The sequence below is a fragment of the Streptomyces sp. NPDC100445 genome (assembly GCF_044759735.1).
Taxonomy (GTDB): domain Bacteria; phylum Actinomycetota; class Actinomycetes; order Streptomycetales; family Streptomycetaceae; genus Streptomyces.
Map to the genome: position 1 here is coordinate 1,159,766 of NZ_JBIVZV010000001.1, position 17,194 is coordinate 1,176,959.

19 protein-coding genes and 1 pseudogene are annotated in these 17,194 nt (G+C 69.5%); 6 read left to right on the forward strand and 14 right to left on the reverse strand.

Going from position 1 to position 17,194, the window contains the following annotated elements:
- Position 1: 1 nt before the first annotated feature.
- Positions 2-571: a TetR/AcrR family transcriptional regulator gene (locus ACIQVT_RS05010; RefSeq protein WP_403747574.1), complete on the reverse strand. Its 570-nt coding sequence runs from the start codon at positions 569-571 to the stop codon at positions 2-4.
- Positions 572-1,130: 559 nt separating this feature from the next.
- Positions 1,131-1,544 (reverse strand): hypothetical protein, encoded by a 414-nt coding sequence (locus tag ACIQVT_RS05015; RefSeq protein WP_403747576.1) that lies wholly within the window; start codon positions 1,542-1,544, stop codon positions 1,131-1,133.
- A gap of 208 nt (positions 1,545-1,752) precedes the next feature.
- Between ACIQVT_RS05015 and ACIQVT_RS05020 the strand changes: the two genes are divergently transcribed.
- Both ACIQVT_RS05020 and ACIQVT_RS05025 read left to right on the forward strand, forming a co-directional pair.
- Entirely contained in the window at positions 1,753-2,127 is a 375-nt protein-coding gene (locus ACIQVT_RS05020; protein ID WP_403747579.1) for a DUF1330 domain-containing protein, read from the forward strand.
- A 152-nt stretch (positions 2,128-2,279) separates the two neighbouring features.
- Positions 2,280-2,843, forward strand: coding sequence for an HPP family protein (locus ACIQVT_RS05025; protein WP_403747582.1), 564 nt, complete (start codon positions 2,280-2,282; stop codon positions 2,841-2,843).
- Between the two features lie 129 nt (positions 2,844-2,972).
- Here ACIQVT_RS05025 and ACIQVT_RS05030 read toward each other — a convergent pair whose 3' ends face one another.
- From ACIQVT_RS05030 to ACIQVT_RS05050, 5 genes are all read right to left on the reverse strand, one after another.
- Complete coding sequence (locus ACIQVT_RS05030; RefSeq protein ID WP_403747584.1) at positions 2,973-3,650, reverse strand: HdeD family acid-resistance protein; 678 nt, start codon at positions 3,648-3,650, stop codon at positions 2,973-2,975.
- Positions 3,651-3,987: 337 nt separating this feature from the next.
- The gene (locus tag ACIQVT_RS05035; RefSeq protein ID WP_403747587.1) at positions 3,988-4,680 is read right to left on the reverse strand and encodes a class I SAM-dependent methyltransferase; all 693 of its coding nucleotides are present in this window, start codon (positions 4,678-4,680) and stop codon (positions 3,988-3,990) included.
- The gene (locus ACIQVT_RS05040) at positions 4,677-5,168 is read right to left on the reverse strand and encodes a hypothetical protein (protein WP_403747593.1); all 492 of its coding nucleotides are present in this window, start codon (positions 5,166-5,168) and stop codon (positions 4,677-4,679) included. Before ACIQVT_RS05040 ends, ACIQVT_RS05035 begins: the two co-directional genes overlap by 4 nt.
- A 1-nt stretch (position 5,169) precedes the next feature.
- Positions 5,170-6,606 (reverse strand): molybdopterin-dependent oxidoreductase, encoded by a 1,437-nt coding sequence (locus ACIQVT_RS05045; RefSeq protein ID WP_403747596.1) that lies wholly within the window; start codon positions 6,604-6,606, stop codon positions 5,170-5,172.
- Between the two features lie 4 nt (positions 6,607-6,610).
- Complete coding sequence (locus ACIQVT_RS05050; protein WP_403747598.1) at positions 6,611-7,348, reverse strand: flavodoxin family protein; 738 nt, start codon at positions 7,346-7,348, stop codon at positions 6,611-6,613.
- Positions 7,349-7,525: 177 nt separating this feature from the next.
- On the opposite strand from ACIQVT_RS05050, the gene ACIQVT_RS05055 reads away from it, so the two are divergent.
- Positions 7,526-9,217 (forward strand): acetolactate synthase large subunit, encoded by a 1,692-nt coding sequence (locus ACIQVT_RS05055; RefSeq protein WP_403747601.1) that lies wholly within the window; start codon positions 7,526-7,528, stop codon positions 9,215-9,217.
- A gap of 299 nt (positions 9,218-9,516) precedes the next feature.
- Here the strand turns inward: ACIQVT_RS05055 and ACIQVT_RS05060 are convergent.
- From ACIQVT_RS05060 to ACIQVT_RS05070, 3 genes and pseudogenes are all read right to left on the reverse strand, one after another.
- Positions 9,517-9,867, reverse strand: a pseudogene (locus ACIQVT_RS05060) (ATP-dependent helicase); the annotation flags it as partial.
- Positions 9,868-9,873: 6 nt separating this feature from the next.
- Entirely contained in the window at positions 9,874-12,015 is a 2,142-nt protein-coding gene (locus tag ACIQVT_RS05065) for a tetratricopeptide repeat protein (protein ID WP_403747605.1), read from the reverse strand.
- Between the two features lie 8 nt (positions 12,016-12,023).
- Positions 12,024-12,434 carry a hypothetical protein gene (locus ACIQVT_RS05070; protein WP_403747607.1) on the reverse strand — a complete coding sequence of 137 codons (411 nt, stop codon included), beginning with the start codon at positions 12,432-12,434 and terminating at the stop codon, positions 12,024-12,026.
- A 228-nt stretch (positions 12,435-12,662) separates the two neighbouring features.
- Between ACIQVT_RS05070 and ACIQVT_RS05075 the strand changes: the two genes are divergently transcribed.
- Entirely contained in the window at positions 12,663-12,932 is a 270-nt protein-coding gene (locus tag ACIQVT_RS05075) for a hypothetical protein (RefSeq protein WP_403747609.1), read from the forward strand.
- Positions 12,925-13,569: a DUF6879 family protein gene (locus ACIQVT_RS05080; protein ID WP_403747617.1), complete on the forward strand. Its 645-nt coding sequence runs from the start codon at positions 12,925-12,927 to the stop codon at positions 13,567-13,569. Before ACIQVT_RS05075 ends, ACIQVT_RS05080 begins: the two co-directional genes overlap by 8 nt.
- 22 nt (positions 13,570-13,591) lie before the next feature.
- On the opposite strand, the gene ACIQVT_RS05085 is transcribed toward ACIQVT_RS05080, so the two are convergent.
- The 3 genes from ACIQVT_RS05085 to ACIQVT_RS05095 all read right to left on the reverse strand — a co-directional run bounded on the left by ACIQVT_RS05085 (position 13,592) and on the right by ACIQVT_RS05095 (position 15,760).
- Positions 13,592-14,359, reverse strand: a complete 768-nt coding sequence (locus ACIQVT_RS05085) for a hypothetical protein (protein ID WP_403747620.1) — start codon at positions 14,357-14,359, stop codon at positions 13,592-13,594.
- Positions 14,360-14,460: 101 nt separating this feature from the next.
- Complete coding sequence (locus ACIQVT_RS05090; protein WP_403747622.1) at positions 14,461-14,922, reverse strand: hypothetical protein; 462 nt, start codon at positions 14,920-14,922, stop codon at positions 14,461-14,463.
- A 121-nt stretch (positions 14,923-15,043) separates the two neighbouring features.
- A complete protein-coding gene (locus ACIQVT_RS05095) occupies positions 15,044-15,760 on the reverse strand; it encodes a hypothetical protein (RefSeq protein ID WP_403747626.1) in 717 nt (238 codons plus the stop codon).
- 19 nt (positions 15,761-15,779) lie between these two features.
- Here ACIQVT_RS05095 and ACIQVT_RS05100 point away from each other — a divergent pair, with 19 nt between their 5' ends.
- Entirely contained in the window at positions 15,780-16,055 is a 276-nt protein-coding gene (locus ACIQVT_RS05100) for a hypothetical protein (RefSeq protein WP_403747630.1), read from the forward strand.
- Between the two features lie 77 nt (positions 16,056-16,132).
- Here the strand turns inward: ACIQVT_RS05100 and ACIQVT_RS05105 are convergent, their stop codons facing one another.
- Positions 16,133-17,008 (reverse strand): hypothetical protein, encoded by an 876-nt coding sequence (locus ACIQVT_RS05105; protein WP_403747633.1) that lies wholly within the window; start codon positions 17,006-17,008, stop codon positions 16,133-16,135.
- Between the last annotated feature and the right edge of the window lie 186 nt (positions 17,009-17,194).

The following is a 17,194-nucleotide window of genomic DNA, read 5'->3' on the forward strand; positions in this document are numbered from 1 at the left end:
CTCAGGTGGTCGACTGACTGCGCAACGCGGTGTCGAGGCAGTTCAGGGTCCAGGCCCAGGACTGCTGCGAGGCGATGTCGGTGTGGTCGAAGCCGCCGGCTGCCTCCAGGGAGGCGTAGCCGTGGAAGACGCTGCCCAGCATGCGGACCGCGTGCGTCTGGTCCGGCTCAGCCAGGTCGTAGCCGCGCAGGATCGCCCGTGTCATCTGCGCGTGCCGGACTCCGGCGCTGGCCGCGGCGGTCTGCGGGTCGAGCCGGTACCGCGCTGCTTCGTACCGGCCGGGGTGCGCCCGGGCGTAGTCCCGGTAGGCGTTCGCGAAGGCCGTCAGGGCGTCCTTGCCCGCGCGCCCGGCCACGGCGTCGGCGACCCGGTCGGCGAGTTCCTCCAGCGCGAACAGCGCGATCCGGGTCTTGAGATCGTGCGAGTTCGTCACGTGCGCGTACAGGCTCGCCGGCTTCACGTCGAAACGCCGGGCGAGCGCCGACAGGGTCACCTGGTCGAAACCGGCCTCATCCGCGAGTTCCGCACCGGCGAGCGTCAGCCGCTCCGAGCTCAGTCCTGCCCGAACCACAACCATCACCTATTCCCAGTCACCCTACAGCCAGTAGATACTTACCTATAGATTATAGGTAATGAGGTATGAGCAGCCTAAGGCCTGGGGTGAGCGTGACCGGCATGGCCGACGACGCCGCACGGGCGCCTCACCGACCTCGCCGGCGCCGATGGAGCCACCAACGGCCGAATACGCCCTGCGGGCACTGCCCAGGAGATCGACTGTGCGGTGATCCGGCCGACCCCAGCCGTTTTCGCGGCTTCCGCCGGATTCCGGGTGGAGGAGACGGCGGCCGAGTTGGAGACAGCGGTCTTGCTGCGCCACGGCCTGCTGTACGGGCCCGGCACCTGGTACGCACCGGGCGGCGCTTTCGCGACGGCCCTGGCGGGCGACCGGTCGGCGCGCTTTTCTCGGGAGCGCCGTGGTGAACGACGCGGTGAGCCTCTTCTTCCACGTCGCCGACACGGCAAGCGCCGCGCTGGCCGCGCTCGACTGGCCAGACGGACCTGTCAACATCGTGGACGACGAGCCCGCCCCCGCCCACGCGCGGGTCGGCAGGAGTGAGAGCGCGGCGCTCTCAACGCGCTTGTTCGGAGCCGGGATTGCCGGCCCGGGTGGCCGACCCGCCAGCGCCGTCAACATGAGCCTCCTCGACTTCGACCGAATCCCGTACCGGTTCGTGGAGTCCCTGGCCACGCAGACTGGTGAAGTTCGCCATCCGCACAGCGCGGGCCCGAAGCCCGAGCAGCCACAGGTCGAACCCGGCCGAATCGACGCGGGTGGTCAGCTGGTCTGCTGCTGTCCGGTGTCCGCGGTGGTTGGCCAGGGCCGTGTGGACGACGAGGAAGACGGCGACGACGGCGAGCCCACCGAGGTAGTACGACTCCAGGCCGGTTGCGTTCGGCCCGCGGGGACGGCTTCTGTCCGTTCCGGCCCGGCGGTGGACGACCGCAAAGGTGAAGGCCTCGCCGCAGAACCGCCGTTGGCGCATGCGCCACTTCCCGCCGCTGTGCCGGTTCGGCGAGTGGTAGTGCCCCGGAGCGGGCTTCTCGAAGCCGGCCGGTGGTGTTCCGGTCGCAGTCCGTGGTGAGAGGCATGTCCACATGACATACCGATCGGTATGCTGAGCCCGGCCCCTCCGGCCGACCCGTCCGGCCGGCCGGGGCAACGGCATCCGCGCACCCGCGAAGGAGCTTCCCATGGCGATCGATCCCGCAGGCGGCGATCTGAAGACGATGCTGGCCGAGGATCCGGACGGTCCTGTCGTCATGCTGAACCTGCTGCGCTTCGCACCCGGCGGCAGGGCCTTGTACGAGGAGTACGCGCGGCGCCTCCAGGAGACCTTCCTGCCACGCTACGGAGCCGAGGTGCTGTACGCCGGCACGGGCGGCACCGCCTTGGTGGCCGAGGCCGGTCAGAGTTGGGACGCGGTCGTCCTCGTCCGTTATCCCAGTCGTCGGCACTTCAGCCGTATGGTCGCCGACCCCGAGTATCGGACGGTCACCGAGCTGCGTACCCGCGCGCTGGTCGAGGCCGTCCTTCAGCCCACCAGCGAGTGGGGCACGACGGTCTGACGGTTGCGCCGGGCACACGGCCGGCGGCCCCGGGCCCGTCCGAAGGGCGTGCCCACCGGTTGACGGCCGCCGCATGCGGATACCCGGACCTCCCGACCGATCCGGGAGGAGGCCGGCATGGACACTTTCACCGGCGCCCGCGGCAGGTCCGCGTGAACGCCACCGGGGAACGAACGGACCGCCGGTCCGGTCCGGTCAGCGGTGCCACGAACCGCCTGCTCGGCGGAGCGCGGCTGTTCGCGCTGTCGGCGCTGCTGCTCGCGGGGGTCGGCGCCGTCGGGGATGTCATCGGCTGGGTCGCCCTGACCACGACGCTGGGCCCGACGGCGTACCTGATCCTCGCCCATCCCGAGTCGGTGACCGCTCGCCTCCGCACCGCCGTGACCGGCCATGCCGTGGCCATCGCCCTCGGTCTGGCCTGTCTGGCCGCCTTCGGCCTGTGGAACCACCCCTCCGTCGCCGAGCGGCATCACGACACCGCTTCCCAGATCGGCGCACAGGCTCTCGCCGTGGGTCTCACGCTCTTCGTGCTCCACCTGCTGGACGCGCACCACGCCCCGGCCGCCGCCACAGCCCTGCTGATCACCTCTGGCATCACGAGGCCCGGGCCGCCCCTGTACGGCCTGCTGGCCGGTCTCGCCCTGGTGCTGACCCTCGCCCCACTCCTCACACTCGCGACCTCCTCCTCGGCCGCGGACGGCGGTGACGGGAGCTGACGTCACGCGCTCGCTCGCGTTCGCCTCCGCCCGGAGCAGCGCACGCACCCACACAGCGACCGTCAGGGACCCGGACCCAGGAGACACGCATGGGCGGAGCGTCGAAGTTCGCTCGCCGGCCGACGACTCTCAGTGCTGGGGGTGCGGACGTGCGTGGAACAGGGGGCGTCGCTCGGGGGTCGTGCCGGCAGTCAGATGACCGATCTCGACGCGTGTCCTGATGGCGCGGATCACTTCGGTCAGGCCCAGAACGATGGCCATGACGCCCACTACCAGTGTGAGGGTTCCGATGGAGGCGAACGGCATGATGATCATCACGATGCCGGCCATAGTGCCGATGATGCCGAAGGCCACATGCCAACCGCGGGCCGGCATCGTCTGGTCGGAGGCCGCGGCGACCGTCTCCAGAGTGCCCCGAAGGAGCCAGCTGAAGCCGATCCACAGGGCGAGCAGAAAGATCGACTCGAGGGGGCCCCGGAAGCAGATCAGTCCCAGCAGGATGGAGACCGCGCCGGTGATGAAGTGCAGGACACGAAGGTGCCGGGGGACGTGTGTGCCGAAGGTGGCGGCGAGTTGGAAGACACCGGTGGCCAGGAGGTAGACGCCGAAGAGTACGCCGACGACGCGGAGCGTCTCACCCGGCCAGACCAGGGCGACAACGCCCAGGGCGATGGTGGCGAGGCCGAGGGTGAGCAGCATCTGCCATCCCACGTTCGCCAGGGCGGCCACACCTCCGGCCGCAGGGCCCTCCTGTGATGCGGTGCCGCGTGGCGGAACGGGGGCGGGGGAATCGGAAGGAGATGTCATGGCACCTGTCTCCTACTGGGAGCAGCGTGGTCAGGTCCGTACACGTCCATCGTCACCCGATCAGCCTCATGGTGCTCGGTGGAGAAAGCCGGGATTCGTGGCGCATGGGCATCCCAGCAAGCCCCTCCGGCCTGCTCACCGGCGCGCGCTCCCGTTGCACTCTGCGGTCGACGGGAGTCCGGGGTGCGATGCCCGGCCCTCCGATGCCGGCGGCCACGACGCACAGCACAGGAAACCAGGTCGACGCAGATCAGTTCGGTACGCAACGTGTGTCCGGACGAGGTCGGCGACGTCACGCAAGGGAGCGCCTCGGACGGTCGCCGTCCACCGTCGTTCGTCACCCCGAGGCCCGCGTCAGGTGCCTACGGGATGATCCATCATGGGCCAGGGTGGCGAAGCAACGATGCCCTGTCGTCCACTGGTCGATGACGTCGAGGGCAAGGTCCGCGGCGATCCGGTGGAGCGCTGGTCGCCCGAGCCGCGCCCAGGGAAAGAACGGACCGCCCTGGCCGTGGGGGTCCTCGAACCGGGCGGTGCACACCTCTTCGATGTCGTCGGGGTCGACCTCGACGACGAGACACCCGGTGGGAGCGACGAGACCGCCGCAACGGCGCAGCAGGCCACGAGGGTCGCCTCCGATGCCGATGTTGCCGTCGATGAGCAGCACCGTCTGCCAGCCTCTCTCGGCCGGCAGCCGGTCGAAGACCGATCGGCACAGTGCGAGGCCGCCCAGCGCGGTGGTCAGCGCGACCGCACGAGGCGTGATGTCGACACCGAGGGCGAAGACCCCCCGGCCCAGAAGCGCTCTGCACATGCGGCCCGGGCCGCAGCCGACATCGAGGACGGGGCCGATGCTGCGTTCCAGTACGGTCTGGTCGGCCACCGTGGGCTGCTCGTGCCAGCGGTGCACCGGGATCCGGATCCGGCGCCCGTCGGCCAGCCGAAGATACACCGGGTCATGGCCGGGTCGCAGGGCCAGCGCGTAGGGATCCTCCTCGGCGTCGTACAACTCGCTCTCGTCCGTTGTCATGGTGCTGTGGCGGGTCGGCTCTCGCCGCCGCGGCCGGCCCGGCGCATGCGGCGCACTCTCACCGTGAAGGCCACCGCGGAAGCCGCGAAGAGCACGCCGGTGATCGCCAGCCATCGACCGAGGTAGACACTGTCGGACAGTCCGGTGTCGTCGGAGTAGGGGACCGCCAGACGAAGGACGAGGGGAAACCAGACGAGCAGGAGCAGACCTGACAGGAAGGCGGGGACGCGCAGGTAGTTGATCCACGGCACCGTCGGTCTGCCGACGGCTCGGTGCCGCAGTACCGAGACGGCCGACAGGTCCGCCAGCGAGTACAGGGGCAGCAGGATGAGATCGTGGAGGACCGCCGCACCGACGAACCAGACGGCCACTCCCCAGGGCTGGACGGCGAACAGCCGCAGCATGGCGTAGCCGGTGAGGGCGAAGGAGGCGATCAGCACGAGCAGGTGCAGTGGGCCGGAGCCGTACCAGCGGACGAATCGTGCCATGTCACGCCCTGAAGGTCAGCCGGTGGACCCACTTGGTGTTGTTCACGCCGGGGTTGGCCGGGACGATGACGCGGGCCGGGTAGCCGTGGTCGAGTGACAGGTCCGCGCCGTTGACGCGGAGGGCGAGCAGCGCTCGGGGATCGTGGATCTGGTTGCCTCGCAGGACCACCCGGGTGAAGGGCCCGGAGGGTTGGATGGATTCGACGAGAACGCTTCCCGCGTCGGGCAGTCCGGCCAGCGCGGCCAGGCCGGCCAGCCGTAGACCGGTCCAGTGCTGGTCTTCGGTGGACCAGCCCTCCACACAGGCGATCGGCAGCGCGGCAGCGTGCTGGGGCATCACCAGAAGCTGCTCGCGGGTGAAGACCCGTGGCGTGCCGCGCCCGTGGACCTCCAGCCGCCAGTCGGGGCCGACGAGTGCGGGGTGCACGCCGACTTTCGCCGCCGTCTTGTTGATCTGGAAGTCGTCAGGGCCGCTGCCCGGATCGCGGTTGTGCGGTGCGAGGAGCGCGGTGGCGCGCAGCCGGCCGCCGATGCTCTGTCCGGCGGTCACGACGAGGAGGAGCAGCGATCCGGCTCCCACCATGCCCAGCGCGCCGCGCCGGGTCATGGTGGGTGCGGCGGGGGCGGCGGCCACCAGGCCGTCCGGGTCGGGGGGTTCGGGCGCGGTGCCGGAGAGACCGGTGCGCAGTTCGGCCGTCAGGCTGCGTGAGCGCAGGGCCCGGGTCATCCGGCCGAGTCTGAGGGACACGTGGACCACGAAGGCGGCGATGAACACCCAGGCGCCGTAGAAGTGCAGGCGGTAGAACGAGCCCGGGAAGACGTAGTAGAGCTGGATATTGAGGATACCGGTGACGAATTCGAAGATGACGCCGCCGACGAGCAGGAGCAGGGACAGCCGCTCGAGTGCGTGGGCGACGGAGCGCACCGGCAGCCATTCGAACAGCTTCGGGATCACCGACCACAACTTGGCCAGCAGGACCGGCACGAGAACGACGCCGAGCGTCACGTGCATGCCCTGGAGCAGCCGATAGAGCCAGTACGGGTGCGTGGGCCAGCTGAAGAGGTAGAAGCCCAGCACGCCTTTGTCAGGAGTCTCGTCGTTGAGAGGGCTCAGATCGGGGTTGTAGGAAGCGTAGGACAGCAGTCCCGTGACGAACAGCAGCGGAATGCCGACCAACAGCACCAGGCCGAAGACCGAGGTCAGCCAAGGCCCGCGGAGCGGACTGCGCCAGAACCCGGGGCGGAACGGCCCCGGCGGCGGGGGCAGCTGCCCGATGCGCCGCTTCGCCGTACGGACGCGATCGGCGGCCTTCGACACCGCGGCCGCCCCGCCGGCCCGTGCACGCCGCACCCGCACCCGCTCCCCGGCCGGTGCTCTGAGCCGTGCTCCGCCGGGCGGCTTGTTGCCCGGCGACCGGCCGCGACTTGGCTTCGACATCCCGCTACCGGTGCTCTGGGTTCTCGGAGTCGCGGTGGCATCCGGCGTCCCAGGCGGTGCGCTGGTTGCCGTAGGCGGGGATGCCGCCGAGGTCCTTCAGCGCCCGTGCCAGGTGCAGCAGGTTCCATGTCATGAAGGTGGTGTTGCGGTTGGTGAAGTCGTTCTCCGGGCCGCCCGATCCGGGGTCGAGGTACGACGGGCCGGGGCCCGCCTCGCCGATCCATCCGGCGTCAGCCTGCGGCGGGATGGTGTAGCCCAGGTGCTGAAGGCTGTAGAGGACGTTCATGGCGCAGTGTTTGACGCCGTCCTCGTTGCCGGTGATCAGGCAGCCGCCGACCCGGCCGTAATAGGCGTACTGCCCGGCGTCGTTGAGCAGACTGGAGCAGGCGTAGAGGCGCTCGATCACCTGCTTCGTCACGGAGCTGTTGTCGCCCAGCCAGATGGGGCCGGCCAGTACGAGGATGTCGGCCGCCAGAACCTGCTGGTACAGCTCGGGCCAGGCGTCGGTCCGCCAGCCGTGCTCTCTCATGTCGGGCCACACACCCGTCGCGATGTCGTGGTCCACCGCCCGCAGGACGTCGACGTGTACTCCCTGCGCCTTCAGGATGGCGGTGCTCCGGTCGATCAGCCCCTGCGTGTTGCTCGTCTCCGGCGAACGCTTCAGGGTGCAGTTGATCACCAGGGCACGCAGGTCGTCGTACCGCGCCGGTGGCGCGTCGGTGTCGGACGGCGTAGCGCTCACACGGACCTCCCAGAGCTCTGCCGCCGACCGCCTGGCACGGCGACGTGTCCACTTCGCCAGCGTGCGGGGCGACCGCGGCGGCCGCCACCACAACGCCTCCGAACGGTCTCGGCGGGCCGCACGCCCGGACGGCGCGGACGAGTGGCAGCCGCAGTCGTACCTGCCTACTTTCGTCCCATGGGCACCGAAGGCACGGCCGAGGCGCGGAACACGGCAGCAGCGGAGGACGTCGCGCACCTGCTGGTGCGCTGTCTGCGAGCCGAAGGCGTCGAGTACGTCTTCGGGATCCCCGGCGAGGAGAACATCCGCTTCGTCGACGCCCTGAGCGGCTCCGGCATCCGGTACGTCCTGGTGCGCCACGAGCAGGCCGCCTCGTTCATGGCCGAGATCTACGGCCGGCTGACCGGCCGGGCCGGCGTGTGTTCGGCCACCCTGGGCCCCGGCGCGATCAACCTGCTGCTGGGCACCGCGGACGCCATGACCAACAGTTCCCCGATGGTGGCCCTCGCCGCCCAGGGCTCGCTGCGCCGCACCCACAAGGAGTCGCACCAGGTCATCGACCTGGTGTCGATGTTCGCCCCGGTCACGCAGTGGGCGGCCCGGGTGGAGTGTCCGGACGCGGTGCCGGAGATGGTCCGCAAGGCGTTCAAGACCGCTCAGAGCGAACGCCCCGGTGCCGTGTTCCTGGCAGTGCCGGAGGACATCGAGGCGGAGCGGGCCACCGAGCATGCCGCACCGCTGCGGATCGACGCGGTGCACGCCGATGCGCCGTCGCCTTCGCAGATCGCGCGGGCGGTCGAGGTACTCACCGACGCACGGCGTCCCGTCCTGCTGGCCGGCCACGGCTCCGCGAGGGCCGGGGCCTCAGCCGCACTGGTGCGGTTCGCCGAGCGGCTGAACATCCCGGTCGCGACCACGTTCCACGGCAAGGGCGTCTTCCCGGACGACCATCCGAACGCTCTGGGCGCGGTCGGTTTCATGCGTCACGACTACGGCAACTTCGGCTTCGACGCCGCCGACGTGGTGATCTGCGTCGGTTACGAGATCCAGGAGTTCGACCCCGCCAAGATCAACCCCAACGGCGACAAGCGCATCCTGCACCTGCACCGATTCCCCGCCGAGGTGGACGCCCACTACCCGGTCACCGTCGGCATCCAAGGTGATCCGTCGCAGGCGCTGGACGCGCTCGCGTCGGCACTGCCCGACGAACTCGTCCACGACTCGGACAGCAGCGCGAAGATCCGTGCGCTGCTCGACGAGGAGCTCCAGTACGGCCGCGACAACAAGGCGTTCCCACTGGTTCCGCAGCGCGTGGTGGCGGAAGTCCGCACCGCTCTGGACCGCCACGACATCGTCCTCGCCGACACCGGCGCCGGAAAGATGTGGATGTCCCGTCTCTATCCGACCTACGAACCGGACACCTGCCTGGTCTCCAACGGCCTGTCCACCATGGGCTTCGCGCTGCCCGGCGCCATCGCCGCCAAGCTGGCCCGGCCGGACCGGCGGGTGCTGGCCATGATGGGCGACGGCTCCTTCCTGATGAACTCCCAGGAACTGGAGACCGCCGTCCGCGAACGCGTCCCGCTGGTCGTCCTCGTCCTGGTGGACGAGGAGTACGGCCTGATCACCTGGAAGATGGAATTGGAACTCGGCCGCCACAGCCACACCCGGTTCACCAACCCGGACCTGGTCGCCTACGCCGAGAGCTTCGGCGCACACGGCTACCGGGTCGAGTCCGCCGACCAGCTGCTGCCCGCGCTGCGCCGCGCCCTCGACGACGAAGGCGTCTGGGTGATCGCCTGTCCCGTCGACTACTCCGAGAACCTGCGCCTGACCGACCGGCTCGGCAGCCTCAGCGGCCCGTTCTGACCGCGCGGCGCAGGTCCGTACGACCGTGGCGGCGGTTCCCCGGCCCATCGTCGGCCCCGGTCCGCCCCAGAACAGTCACACACGTGCGCGATGATCGCTCGGCCCGCTTCTGATGCGCGCGCACCGAGGACGTAGCCCCCGTCGGCCGTGCAGCCCCGACCGTCACCGACCGTCAACGCAACGGCGCGCGAGACGCAACGATGTGTCCAATCATTCTGCAAGCAAAGGCTACCTGTGCAGCTGATGTGATCGAGCTATGGGGGCGGCCATCCGTACTCCCACCTGAGCGGCCTCGGCAATCAGCCGGAACCGCTTCGGCCGACGAGACGCACAGGCTCCGACCACACCCCGCGAGCGCCCTCGAAGTCGGCCAGCCGGGCTGCGACCGTGGCGACTGCGAGGCGTTCCGGGAGGGCGGCGGAGAATTTCAGGCCGCGTGCGGCCCGGTAGTCGACAACGGGTAGGGCCAGGCTCTCGCCGGCACTCTCGCGGGCCGCGCGCCAGTCGGCCGGGGTGAGATCTTCACGCAGGCGCAGCCAGCAGTCCGTGGGGCGCTGCAAGGGGTCCGTTACCGACTGCAGAGTTGCCCCGAGAGTAGCGTTGGCGCGGTAGCCGGCCCAGGTCCACCGGCGCACATCGTTGCCGACGCGCCGCTGTCATCCGCGGGGCGCTCGCGGCGGGCGCCATCGCCCCGATCGGTACTCGTCCAGCAGCCGACGGCCCGCGACCGTGAAGGGGTGCTCCGGGCCCAGGCCGCGTTCTCGCCGTGCGACGACATCGGTCATCAGCTCGATTCCCTCGTCCACGTGGCCGAGCGCGGACCGGGTGCGGGAGAGGAGCTGCCGGGCGGCGAGCACGTGCGGGTACTCGGGGCCGAAGCGCCGCGCATACGCTTCGGCGACCAGCCGGATCTCCTCGTCGGCCTCGTCGAAGCGGCCCAGGAGGTACAGCGCCCAGGCGTGGTTGTGCCGGGCGCCCAGCGTCACCGTGTGCTCGGGTCCGAGGAGTCGGGCGCATTGCGACGGCAGCGACAGCAGCGCGCCGTCTTCTTCGGTGACCACCTCGGAGGCGGGCAGCATCTCCAGCAGACTGGCGCGGGCGCGCAGGGTCAACGGGTGCTCCGGGCCCAGCGCCGTGTGCCGGCCGGTGACGACGGCCCGGAGGAGTGCGAGCGACTCCTCGTGTCTGCCGAGGTTTCCCAGCACGAGCTGAAGGCCGTAGCCGCTGTCCAAGGTGTCGGGGTCGTCAGCCCCGAACAGTCGCTCCTGGGTGGCACGGACCCTGCGGAGCGACGGCTCGGCCTCGGCGTACCTGCCCAGTCGGAACAGCGCCCGGCCGGCCCTGGAACGGGCGGCCAGCACCAGGCGGTGATCGGCACCGAGCAGCCGCTCTCCGAGGTCCGCCGTGGTCCGGGAGGTCTCCCAGGCCGAGAGGTAGTCGCCGGTGCGGTGCAGGGCGACCGACAGCCGCGTGGCGACGGCCAGGGCATCGGCCAGAGCCGACGGTTCGCCGATGCGCCGCGGCAAGGTGAGCGCATGCGGTACCAGCAGTCGCAGCAGCGGATCGTGGGGTCCCGCGTCGGGTACGCCGGGAACGGCCGCGTCGAGCAGCCGGACGGCCGTCGTGTCGAGAGCGGGCGTCCGTTCCGCGGGTGTTGCCGCCCAGACGCTGTCGAGCAGTACTCCATGACTCTGTACGCAGCGCACACCGATGCCGACCAGTTCGGTCAGCGATTGGTCGAGCAGGGCTCTCAGGGCGGTTTCGGTACGGGCCCGGGGCAGGACGCCGCTGACGTCGGCACGGTTGAGCAGGGACAGGGGCAGCGGCTCCGGAGCGAACCGGGCCAGCAGCCTGAGCAGTGCCACCGCTTCGGGCAGCCCGCGCGCCTCGAACGTGTCGAGTGTCAGTTGCCAGGTCAGGCCGACCAGGTGCCGCGGGTCCGCCTCGGACAGGGCGTCCGCTCCTCGGTCGATGAGCTGGACCCGCTCGTCCTCGTCCAGATGATGCCCGTAGGCGTCCATCGTCCAGGGGTCGATCACCTGGTGGGAGAGGAAGCCGCCTGCCAGGATGAGGGCGAGTGGCAGCCACCCGAGCCGGTCGGCGATCCGTGCCGCCTGCTCCGCCGTACCGCTGAACGGGGCGAGGTCGCACAGCACGGCCGCGGCGTCCTCCCGCGGCAGTACGCCGATGTGCTGCAGTTCGGCCCCCGGCCACCAGCGAGCGGCTGCCCGGCGGGTGGTCACCACGACGGTGCCGCGCGGGCTGGTGCGCAGCCAGTTCCCGTCCCGCAGGATCTCCGGCTCGTCGGCGTTGTCGAGGACCAGCAGCCAGGACTCGTCGGAGTGGTCGAGATACTGCCAGACGAGGTCGGCCGCGGGACGGAGGCCGTTGCGGGCGGCCAGCAGTTCGCCGTCGCCCGCCCCTCGGTCGGCCGCGACGGCCAGCATGCCGGCCCGCAGGCTCGCCCGGTCGGAGGCGTTGACCCACAGTCCCGCCCGGCCGTATTCGCCGGTGGCCACCCGGAAGAAGTCACAGGCGACCGCTGTCTTGCCGCAGCCACCCATGCCGTACAGCACGTAGACATCGCCGCCGCGCCCCGCTTCGACGCCTGCCCGCAGGCGTTCCATCACCTCGGTGCGATCGCGCAGCACGACCGGAGGCCGCCCGACCGCCGGGCGGCGTACCGAGTCGGGGCCGCTCGGCCCGGTCGTATCGCCGCCGTGGTGGTGGTGTTCGTTGATGTGCTGGTCGCCCGACGCCTGGTAGACCCGCCCTCGGTCCTCGGCGTGACCGTCCATCCCGCCCGTCATCGCTCGGCGATGTGCTGGTCTCGTCCCGCCTGGTAGACCCTGGCCTGACCGGACGCGGTGGCGTGCTGCGTGACCGACCGGCCGGCTGAACCGTCGGGGTCGAGTTCGGCCAGCAGCGCGCGCAGTTCCCCGGTGGCGGCAGGCCGGGCGACGATCAGGCGTCGCACCAGCCCTTGCCACTGCGCACGCAGTTCGTTCAGCGTCTCTTGGTCGTTCGCCGCCAAGGCGGCCAGCACGTCCTCGCGGCCGGCCTCCCACTGCGCGGCCACCGTCTCGGCACGCTCGGGCTGCATGCGGTGCCAGAGCTGGGTGAGCCCGTCGCGGGTGCGCTGCCAGGCATCGGTTGCCATCAGCGTGACCAAGGTGGTTCCTGCGCTTTGTGCGAGCACGGTCACCTCCGGGTCCACAGCCGCCCCTCCGTTCACCCGATTATCCGACAGTACAACGGAACGTCGCGGCGATAAGGTGATCACGCGATTCCTCTCGCGATCAATATCGTCGCACTTCTGAGCAGGGGGACAAGAAGGCATCTCCCGGCGTCTTCTCCACCGCGGATCGAAGTCGTCACATGGTCAGGCGAGCCTGCGCGGCGCTACAGTGGCGCCCGACCCGGCCGACCGAAGGGGGCTACGGCAATGACCAGGCCATGGGAAGCAGATCCGGCCACCACTTTCAAGAGGCGTTTAGGCAAATCACCTCAGGAATTAGGGAACACGACCGGCACCCCTGACTGCCCCGACATCTGGGAACTCGCCAACGGAGACATCGCCGTCATCGGCCGGGACCTCACCCAGTCGCTCGGCGCGAATCTGCCCGACGGCGTCTCGATCGGGGCGGACGAGCGACTCGTGGTCATCCCGAGGAACATGCTGCTCGCGGCGAAACCGGATATCCCCAGTGTTTGACTCCTTCCCCAGCGGCGACGCCTCCGGGCGCATGGATCGCCCCACGTACCACGCGGACTTCAGCCGGGTCTACAACAGCGGGATCGACTTCCTGAACAAGCTCGAACGCGGGCAGCATTTCAAGGAGCGGGGCTTCGCGAGCTGGGAGGCTTTCGCCGCCGGCGACTGGTCCCGGGCTCTTTCCCTGGCCGACGAGAAACGCGACGACTACGCACGGGAGATTCAGGAAGCGGCACGGCTCGGCATCCCCCACCGGCGCCTTCGGGTCGTGGAGTTCCCGGTCACACCGTACGTGCAGTGGGAGTTCTTCGTGCTCCGGGTACGCGTGGACCTGGGAGACGACATCAAAGTGCTCGATGCCCGCAAGATCTCGGACATCGAAAACAACCGCCCCGTTCCGGAGGTGGTGATTCTCGGGGACGTGGCCATGTACGAGGTGGTGTACGACGGCGACGGAAACGCGGCTGGCGCCCGCCGATTCAGCGAGCGAGAACTGATCCGCGAAACCTCTCGCGGGTTCGACGCGCTGTATGAGCGCGGCGAGGATTTCCACGCCTTCTTCGAGCGGGAGATCGCTCCCCTTCCGCCGCCCCAGGGGGCCGATGTTCGGGCGGGTGATCGGGGTCTTCGATCGTGAGCGTCGCACGCCCGCTGCGCGCTCAGTGCAGTGCCACTTCCCACGACCCCGGGTTGCCGGCCTCTTCCCCGCCGATCGGGCAACCGTCCATCCAGGTGCCGAATCCCGAGGGGTCCTTGCCTTCCGTGGACCAGCCGGCATGCGTGAACTCCGACAGGTCCGCCACGTAGCCGGACGACGTGGGGACGCGAAGCGGAAGCCGGACGGAGACGGTGTGGCCGTGTGTCTCGGGCCGGGCTTCCACGTCTCCTCCGACCACGTCGTTCGTTCCGGATACGTGCACGAACCAACGCGAGTCGAGGTACTGCATGCTCACGGCAGGTTCGTCCATGTCGTCCAGACCGTCGCCCAGCCACGTCCAGTAGGTGGCGTCCGCGTCCGAATCGGGCTCGGGAACGTCACCGGCGAGCGTGTAGCTCACCGTCACGCCCTTGCTGTCACGCACCACACTGGCTTCCTTGATCCGCAGGTACGCAGGCGGCTGCGAAGACGGCTTCGTGACCGAACCTCCCGCCGCCGTGAAGAACAGGTTCTTGGCCTGTCCCGTACAACGGGCGGACATCATCCGCGGGGCCGGACGGGCTGGTGTCTGGACCGCGATCTTCGTCGGTGCGGGCTCGATGGACGGGCTCGCGGAGGGGGCAGCGCGGCGATGGCCGGCCTGCGGCGCTGCGGCCTCGCCGCCGGACGCCTCACCGATGGCGATGACCCCCGCACTCACACACAGGACGGCCAGCAGGGTTCCCAGGCGGCGAACACGCTGCCCGGACAAGAAGGACGGGGGGATCACAAGGGCTCCAACAAGTACAGACCGACCGGGACGGGTCAGGGCCGCAAACTCAGAAAGCGTTCCGATGAGGCACGCAGCGGGCAACCGGGGGCTGCCGGCTCTCACTCGCTCCGTCGCCGCCGAAGCGTCGGCAGACCGCTGCTTGTCGTCGACGCCCGCAGGGGCGGACCTGCCGGCATGACGGACGCCACGCGGTCATACGGACCGAGCACACCGGCGGACCCGGCGCCAAGCGCGAAGAGTAGCGCCACAACCCCGGTACCCCAGCCCTTCACGAGGACGACAGTCGGTGCCTCCGCCGCCACGGCGGTGACGACCGCCGTCATCCAAGCCTCCCGCCGGCGAGACGGCACGAACGGACGCTCCTCAGCCCACGCGGACACGAGCGCGAACGCGGCAGCCGGAGCCACAACCGCGCATCCGACGAACCACGCCCACCGCCACTCGGCCACAGTCCACAAAACCGCGGTCCACACCAGCCAGCCGACCACCACGACGGCACAGATGGCGACCAGTGCGAGGCATCCCTGCGTCGCGTCATCACGGTTGCCGGAACCAGCCATGTTTCCTCTTGTTTCGAACGATGTCGCCGCTCATGCGTGCCGACTGAGCGGAGGACTTCCTTGGTGCACGCCGGTCGGCCGGGCTACTGCCTCTCAGGCCAGGCGGCTCTCACAGCCCGGCCTACTTGCGGGCTGCGGCCTCGTACCGGTCGACCTGGTCGCGCAGGAGCTTGGTGGCCGTGTCGGCTTCCGCGTTCGTGAGGCCGCCGGTGCCGACGTTGATCAGAGTGGGCCCGTCGAGGGTGAACTGCTGGAGCAACGTGGTGCCGTCGCTGTCGATGCGTACACCCAAAGACCGGTCGCCGAGCTTGTCCACGCTCATCGGCGAGTACTTCAGCACTGACCCCTGATAGGTCTCCTGGTGGCAGGTCTCGAGTGCCTTCTCCATCGCGGTGAACGACTCGGCGGCATCGCTCGCGCTCGCGTACTGCCGAAAGCCCACAGTCGCAATCGTGGCGGTCAGCCCTCCGCCCTTCTGGAAGCTGCGGGAGACCTGAATCCGGGCCTTGTTCGGCTGACGGTAGTCGCAGAACGTCTTGTCGCCCGAGCTGGAGTCCCCATCGGTCGACCAGCCGGCCGGCATCTGCGACAGCGACAGCAGAGCGGACGTGAGCTGAGCCTTGGTGAGGAGCGCCGCGTGGGGAGTCGGGGAGGAGGACGCCGGGACGGCCGCGGCAGAGTTGCTCGAAGTGGCAGGCTTCGCAGCCGTGGGCGTGGCGGCGCCGCCACACGCAGCGAGCGTCATGGAGAGGACGGCAGCGCCCAGCGCGCCGAAGTGTTTCCGGTGAAGCACGGAGATCGTTCCCCCTGAGAGGCACGAAGAAGGAGTGGAGAACATGGATGCTATGTGAACTTACATGTTCATGAAAACTCAACTACTTCGGGGGTGGGACCGGCGGGCAGGGGGACGGGGCTTCGACCTGCCGTGCGCCGCCCCCGGTGCCGGGGCGCTGTTTCGCCCGCTCTCGGTGTCGGCGAGCCAACTCGACCGCCTCAACGGCATGATCGGCATGGACGCGGTCGAGCTGGGGGTCATCCCCTTGACGGCACCCGTCAAACTCGGCCCTGTCAACGGCTCGGTGATGGCGTCGCGTGCGCGCGTCAGAGACACAGCACATCACGAGCAGGCGTAGCGCCGGCGAACCCGGCCCCGCGCCTCGGTCGAAGTCGGAAGGCCGGGACCTTGAACACTCAAAGGGCGCTCGCGGCGTCAGGACCTGGGTTCCTCCAGCTTGACGGCAGTGGTGTCCGCGCCGTGCTGTTCGGCGTGCGCCGGGACGAAGGTCTCGTGGTCTTCCACGACTTCGCCGTCCACGATGTCCTCCTCCCCCACTCGGTACGACGGGTCCGCCAGTGGCAGGTCGGCGAGGTGCTTCTTGAGCCTCTTGGCCATCGGGAGGTAGGTCGCGAAGGTGAGCCCGCCGGAAACGGCAGCCCCTACGAGGGGGATGGCCTTCGAGACGGTCTTCGCGAACGACTCCTTCGTCATCTTGACGCCGACGTAGGTCGCGACCTTCTTCACTATGGGATAGATGACGCCCTTGGTGAGCGCCTTCTGAGGCAGCTTCTTGGCGGCCTGCTCCGACATCATCCCCGCGACCTTTCCCACAGCGGCGTTCGCCGACTGGGTACCGAACATCACGCCGAAGAACAGCGTGAGCACCCCCACGGTCGCGTCATCGACGTCATCGCCCTCGTCGGAGAACAGATCGGGCCAGCTGTAGAGATAGGCGAGCTTCTGCGCGATACGCAGCATGTGGCCGACGTACTGTGCCAAGTCGGCGGGCACGGTGGCGGGAAGGGCGAGGATGCCGGGTATGCCTGCGGCGGCCGAGAGAGCGCTGACCTTGGCGGTTTCGTAGCGGATGGAGTCGTTGGCGGCCTTGTCGAGGACCTCGACAGTGATGCCCGCGGCAGCGGGAGTCTCATCTATCGCCCGCCGGACCTCATCCTCGGAGCAGTGGCGAGCCAGCGCACTTCGGAGGTACGCCTCCCTGTGAATCCGCACACCCGGAAGCTTCGCCGCCGCCAGCAGCACCGCGAAGAAACGCGACTCGGGATTCTCGACCTCTTTACCCTGCTTCATGGCAGGAACTTACAGTAACTCCGCGCTCCACGGGCCGACATGTATCAGCTCCGTTGACACCTCGCTATGTGTGCGACGGTGGCATGAGGGCTGGCTCCACCACGATGCCGATCACCCCCGGGAAGGCGGCCGCCGTCGCGAACCGAGCGCCTGTGGGCGGACTTGGCTGCCGTGGCGCCTACGCCG